At 44.1% G+C, this 6,406-nt stretch carries 6 protein-coding genes; 5 read left to right on the top strand and 1 reads right to left on the bottom strand.

The window, feature by feature from the left end; all coding sequences use genetic code 11:
- Positions 1 to 144: 144 nt before the first annotated feature.
- From CAG68_RS21790 to CAG68_RS21770, 5 genes are all read left to right on the top strand, one after another.
- Positions 145 to 1,116, top strand: a complete 972-nt coding sequence (locus CAG68_RS21790) for a tripartite tricarboxylate transporter substrate binding protein (RefSeq protein WP_005388181.1) — start codon at positions 145 to 147, stop codon at positions 1,114 to 1,116.
- A gap of 237 nt (positions 1,117 to 1,353) precedes the next feature.
- A complete protein-coding gene (locus CAG68_RS21785) occupies positions 1,354 to 1,848 on the top strand; it encodes a tripartite tricarboxylate transporter TctB family protein (RefSeq protein ID WP_005388179.1) in 495 nt (164 codons plus the stop codon).
- Between the two features lie 19 nt (positions 1,849 to 1,867).
- Positions 1,868 to 3,394 (top strand): tripartite tricarboxylate transporter permease, encoded by a 1,527-nt coding sequence (locus CAG68_RS21780; RefSeq protein ID WP_005388177.1) that lies wholly within the window; start codon positions 1,868 to 1,870, stop codon positions 3,392 to 3,394.
- 279 nt (positions 3,395 to 3,673) lie between these two features.
- On the top strand, positions 3,674 to 4,189 hold the full coding sequence (locus tag CAG68_RS21775; RefSeq protein ID WP_161441652.1) for an adenylate kinase: 516 nt from the start codon (positions 3,674 to 3,676) through the stop codon (positions 4,187 to 4,189).
- Between the two features lie 81 nt (positions 4,190 to 4,270).
- Positions 4,271 to 5,041 carry a sulfite exporter TauE/SafE family protein gene (locus CAG68_RS21770; protein WP_054728528.1) on the top strand — a complete coding sequence of 257 codons (771 nt, stop codon included), beginning with the start codon at positions 4,271 to 4,273 and terminating at the stop codon, positions 5,039 to 5,041.
- A gap of 294 nt (positions 5,042 to 5,335) precedes the next feature.
- On the opposite strand, the gene CAG68_RS21765 is transcribed toward CAG68_RS21770, so the two are convergent.
- Positions 5,336 to 6,307 carry a TAXI family TRAP transporter solute-binding subunit gene (locus tag CAG68_RS21765; protein ID WP_005388171.1) on the bottom strand — a complete coding sequence of 324 codons (972 nt, stop codon included), beginning with the start codon at positions 6,305 to 6,307 and terminating at the stop codon, positions 5,336 to 5,338.
- Between the last annotated feature and the right edge of the window lie 99 nt (positions 6,308 to 6,406).

Genomic DNA, 6,406 nt, shown 5'->3' with positions numbered 1-6,406 from the left:
CTCTTTATATCTCTTTTACAGACAGATATTTAACACTTAATTAACCTTTACACCAAGTTCAGCTTTAACGCTTACAAGGCATGACAACTGAGCAAAAACAATAAGGCTCAACTAAATAGAGTCGCTAACATAAGGAACGTGAACATGTTAAAGGTACTCAAACCAACGCTCGCCGCTTCAATCATCGCAGCTTCATTTTCATTCAACGCTCTTGCTGCAGATATTGAAAAAATGCACTTTCTTATCCCTGGAGGTGCCGGTGGCGGTTGGGACATGACCGCCCGAGGTACTGGTGATGTATTAATAAAGTCGGACATCGTTGAAACCGTATCATTTCAAAACCTATCTGGTGGTGGCGGTGGCAAAGCAATCGCACATTTGATTGAAACGGCTGATCGTCAAGAAGATACACTCATGGTGAACTCAACACCGATCGTCGTTCGCTCGCTCAGTGGGATCTTCCCACAATCTTTCCGCGACTTGACTCCTGTTGCCGCAACGGTTGCCGATTATGGCGCCATTGTTACATCAGCCGATTCTCCTTACAGCTCTTGGGAAGATGTCGTTAAAGCTTTTAAAGAAAACCCTCGTAAAGTGAAGGTTGCTGGTGGCTCTGCTCGTGGTTCTATGGATCATTTGGTTATAGCAGCGGCTTTCAAAGGTGAAGGTTTTGATGCGCGCAAAGTTCGTTACATTGCCTATGATGCAGGTGGAAAAGCCATGGCTGCCCTACTTTCAGGCGAAACACAACTGCTCTCTACAGGGTTAGGTGAAGTACTCGAAATGTCTAAGTCTGGGCAAGTGAAAGTGTTAGCGATTACAGCACCAAAACGTTTAGAAGCTGCGCCTAACATTCCAACTCTCACCGAATATGGTAATGAAACTGTCTTTGCTAACTGGCGTGGATTCTTTGCAGCACCAGGCACAAGCCAAGAAAAGCTAGATGAATGGAATGCCGCATTTACTAAAATGTATAACACCGACGAATGGCAAGTCGTTCGAGACCGCAATGGTTGGATCGACAACTATAAAGCGGATAAAGCATTCTTCGCGTTTCTTGAAGATCAAGAGCAACAGATGGGTGACTTAATGCGCGAGTTAGGCTTCCTGAAGTAACAGTCGAATTGGGGTCCCTCAGATACCAACCTCAATGAATAACATAGGTTGGTATTTCCCCATGTATTTGCACTCTAAGTTTCACCGCATATGGACATTGTCGACAATCGGCATGCACACTCCTTTGTTTATATACCCAAAGCGGCTCGACTAGCAGCGAAATGCTTAATTGTTAATGGTTTAGTTTATTCATTGACGTCCATATGCGGTCTTTTTTACTTTTGTTAGGAGTTGAATATGCCTCGTTCAACCAACTTTTTCACCAAAGAGTACTTGCTCTGTCGTGACCGCGTCGGCGCAATGATCTTTCTACTCTTCTGTCTTTGCTACGGTTATCAAACCTCGCAGATTCCATTGTTTCCAGGTGATGAGTATGAACCATTCACCGCACGTACTCTGCCAACCATCCTGACTTACGTTGGTGTCGGCCTTTCTTTGCTATTGCTGGTGACAGGACAACCAGATAAACAAAGTGGCGCAGTGCTGACCTTCAATTGGAAGTTACTGATTGCCTTTTTAATTTTAATGGCGCTCTACGGAGTGGGCCTGACTTACTTAGGTTTTGTGATAGCTACTGGCTTCTTTTTATTGGCTGGCTTTTATCTGCTCGGGGAAAGACGTAAACCCGTTCTGTTTGGCGCGTCGTTTCCATTCGTGATCGCGTTCTACTTATTACTCACTCAAGGTTTGGACATCTATCTCGAACCGGGTTTGATTTTCACCATCTGGTAGTCAAAGAAAGGACTGAATTATGTTAGATGGAATTCTACAAGGTTTATCCACCGCAGTAATGCCAATGAACATTATGATGGTGATCGTGGGCTGCTTCGTCGGTACATTTATCGGCATGTTACCTGGACTTGGGCCGATCTCAGCCATTGCTTTGATGATCCCAATTACTTATGGCCTAGAGCCCTCCTCTGGCCTTATTTTGATGGCGGGTGTTTATTACGGTGCGGTATTTGGTGGTTCTACATCGTCGATTTTGATCAACGCGCCGGGTTGTTCTTCAACCGTGGTGACAGCATTCGACGGCTACCCAATGGCCCAAAAAGGCCAAGCAGGTAAAGCATTAGCTTTGGCAGCTTATTCATCTTTCACTGGCGGAACGTTATCTGCCATTATGTTGCTTGTTGCCGCACCAGCATTGGCTAGCGTCTCCCTTAGCTTCCAATCGTCGGACTATTTTGCGTTGATGCTACTTGGGTTATCAGCAGTCGCGGCTTTTGCGGGGAAAGGTCAGGTAATCAAAGCGTGGATGATGACCATTCTTGGTTTGATGCTATCTACAGTTGGAATCGATAAAGGCGTAGGCGTTGAACGCTTTACCTTCGGTTTAACGGATTTAATGGATGGCTTTAGCTTCTTGTTGCTTGCAATGGCGACATTCGCACTGGGTGAAACATTGATGGGCATTCTTAAACCATCAAAAGACACCAGCGATGAAGAACAAGAAAAGCTGAGCAACATTGGCTCAATGAAAGTGACCAAGGAAGAAATCAAAGATGTTGCGCCTGTTTCAATTCGCTCTTCAATATTAGGTTTCTTCACTGGCGTTCTTCCTGGCGCAGGGGCAACCATTGCTGCTTTTTTAAGCTATGGTATGGAGCGCAACCTCGCACCTAAAGAGAAAAAGGATGAGTTCGGTAAAGGCAGTATCCGTGGTTTGGTTGCGCCAGAGTCTGCGAACAATGCAGCATCTAGTGGTTCATTTGTACCGCTATTAACGCTTGGTATTCCGGGCTCTGGTACAACAGCAATAATGCTCGGTGCGCTGATCGCTTATGGTATTCAACCTGGACCTCGCCTATTTGTTGAACACCCAGATGTGTTCTGGTCAGTGATCATTTCCATGTACTTCGGCAACATCGTACTTGTGATCCTGAACTTACCATTAATTCCGTACATTTCAAAGCTTTTGGCGGTTCCGAGAACGGTGCTTCTACCGATGATTTTATTCTTCTCAATCACCGGGGTTTATTTGGTCTCTTTTAACACTATGGATGTGTTCGTGATGCTGATTGTGGCTATGGCTGCCATTGCACTTCGGCTCGCTAACTTCCCGCTCGCACCTTTATTGCTGGGCTTCATCCTTGGAGGATTAATGGAAGAGAACTTACGCCGCGCATTAATGATTTCAGATGGAGAACTGAGTTTCCTATGGGAGCGTCCTATTACCCTTACCTTTACTGTTTTAGCTGTATTGGTATTGGCAAGTCCACTAATCGTAAAGCTGATTCAAAAGTTTAAAGCACAGCCAGTCAGCGTTGAGCAGTAATCGCTGTCTCTTTCAACCTAGATAAAGCCATCCATCGTGATGGCTTTATCTTCCGCCCTCCAAATCGTTCGCTTATTGTGCAGATGGTATTGACAAATCACTGTCGTTATATGAAGGTGATTGTATGAACACACACTTAGCGCAACTTAACCAACGAATTATCATTATTCCATAGGAATGGTGGGATTTTTTGATGCGCTCAGTATTTATCGAACCCACCCATAGCGGTGGGTTTTCTGTCTCTACCGTATGGGAAAAGCTCTCTTGGAGGCGGTCACAATGCAAAAAATAGCAGTTCTTGGTAAACCCGGCAGTGGAAAATCGACGGTAAGTAAAGCAATCGCGTCTGCTACCGGTCTTCCTCTTCATCAATTAGATTCAATAGTCTATAAGCCAAACGGTGATCCCGTTGAGCGTAACGTTTTTGATGAAGCCCATAGCAATATACTAAGCTCAGATCGTTGGATTATAGATGGCCTTGGACCGATCAGCTCTTTCAACGCTCGTTTAGATGCAGCCGATACTCTCATTTATATTGATCTACCATACTCCGTAAGCTATTGGTTTGTGACGAAACGTCTCCTTAAAGGACTATTCATAAAACCTGAAGGTTGGCCTGATGGTAGTTCGGTACTGAAAGGAACGTTACAAAGCTACAAAGTTCTTCAGCAATGCCCCGCATTCTGGAATGATGACTTTATGTATCGCCTCGAAGGGTACTCTCAAAGTAAAGCCGTTCATGTCATCAAAAACGTTACAGAACTGAACAATTTTGTTTTAGAGCGGGTAAAGTAAACCTCATATCAGAACATTAGAGCATGTAGGTTAGATCATCTGAAGCTCTAACAATGAAAAAGAACATAACAAGGATTGTTTATGCTTTTAGAACTCGCACTTTTATTCGTTGCTGGCGTAATTGGTGGGATCATTAACTCCATAGCAGGAGGCGGAAGCTTTATTACTTTTCCGGCTCTATTGGCAGTTGGTGTTCCTCCTATTATGGCTAACGCAACAAACACGTATGCTTCATGTGCGGGTTACATTAGCGGAGCCGTCGGGTTCAGAGAAGAGATCATGAAGAACAAGCATGAACTGCTGTTCACAGTCTCATTCAGTTTAGTCGGCGGCGCTGTCGGAGCATATCTGTTGCTCAACACGCCAGAATCGCTATTTATGGAAGCTATCCCTTGGTTACTCTTATTTGCCACCGTGCTTTTTCTCACCGGTTCTCGTTTAACAATGCTAATCAAAACTGTCGCGAAAGAGCACAAACATGCTGGCATACTCGGAGCAATTGCGTTGGGTTTACTACTTGTTGGTGTCTCTGCTTACGGTGGTTTTTTCAACGCAGGTTTAGGGGTTATTGTTCTGAGTTATCTGGTAGTAGCTGGTCACCAAGACATTAATTTAATGAACGGTTTGAAATTGCTCGTATCTACGTGTGTTTCACTCATTGCTATCGTGATTTTTGTTGCCAATGGTTCCATTGACTGGCAGACAGGTAGTGTTGTTTTGGTCGGTACGTTGGTAGGTGGGTATCTTGCAGCTCGTGTCTCTCGTCAACTGAATCCCAATCATGTTAAAGGGTTTGTTGCTCTTTCTTCTATTCTCATCACTATCTACTTTTTCATTGATGTTTATGTTTAAGCAAAACTTGTACAAGTGGATAACACTCCTACAAAAAACGCTAGCGCGAAAGATTAATGCAGATAGCTTAACGATTTTTTGTGTCACTCTAGCGAGGTTAGGAATCTAATAACACTACACTAAGCGGCTAATGAAACAATTTTGATCACAAAGTGCTCGGATAGAAGATCCTGTATCACGCTCCTTCGTCGCTGTACAGGATGACGAGAAATAGAAATATGCCACTCGCGGTTAAACGAGTGGCATTGATCGAGAAAGATGGCGTTTTACATCAATAATAAGAGAAAGTAACGCTTACTTAATCAGCCCTACTTCTTTGTAGTATTTGAGCGCTCCTGGGTGAAGAGGCGCAGATAAACCGTCTTTTACCATTTCCTCTTTCTTCAAGTTTGCAAACGCTGGGTGGAGACGGCGGAAATCATCGAAGTTTTCAAATACCGCTTTAACCACGTTATAAACCACATCTTCTGGTACCGCAGTAGAAGAAACAAACGTCGCGCCCACACCAAAGGTTTGAACATCACTATCTGTGCCACGATACATACCACCCGGGACATTTGCGACACGATAGAAGCTGTTGTCTGCAACCAGTTTTTCTACATTAGGTCCAGCTACCGTTACGATATTACTATCACACGACGTAGTGGCTTCTTTAATCGCTCCACTTGGGTGACCAACGGTATAAATCATCGCATCAATTTTGTTATCACAAAGTGCTTTTGATTGCTCTGCTGCTTTTAACTCAGAGACAAGCTTAAAGTCGTCGTTACTCCAACCATACTGGTTCATTAGCACTTCCATAGTACCTCGCTGACCAGAACCAGGATTACCAATGTTAACGCGCTTACCTTTCAAATCATCAAAAGTTTTGATGTTCGCGTCTTTACGTGCAACGACAGTAAACGGTTCTGGATGAACGGAGAATACGGCGCGTAGCTCTTTAAAAGGCCCGCTTTCTTCAAACTTACTGGTTCCTTTGTAAGCATGATACTGCCAGTCTGATTGCGCGATACCGAGGTCCAATTCACCAGCACGAATAGTGTTGATGTTATAAATCGATCCCCCAGTACTTTCTACCGAACAACGGATACCGTGATCTTCTCGCGATTTGTTAACCAAGCGACAAATAGCGCCACCAGTCGGATAATAAACCCCTGTTACTCCACCGGTACCAATCGTGACAAACGTTTCCTCCGCAGACGCAGAAAAGCCTGTTGTGAGTGCCGCTAAAGAAGCAGCAAGTGCGATTTGCTTAAACTTAAACATTGAACATCCCTTTTACCTGTGTTGATGACCGTTTAAGTATAGCAACCGTTAACAATTTGATAACGTTTGAGTTCTCATCCTTGGAGGTTGATTTATAGA

It is taken from the genome of Vibrio sp. V42_P2S4T144 (assembly GCF_009904715.1).
In the GTDB taxonomy this organism is placed as follows: domain Bacteria; phylum Pseudomonadota; class Gammaproteobacteria; order Enterobacterales; family Vibrionaceae; genus Vibrio; species Vibrio alginolyticus.
The sequence above is the reverse complement of the archived record's forward strand: the minus strand, read 5'-3'. Positions and strand labels throughout refer to the sequence as shown.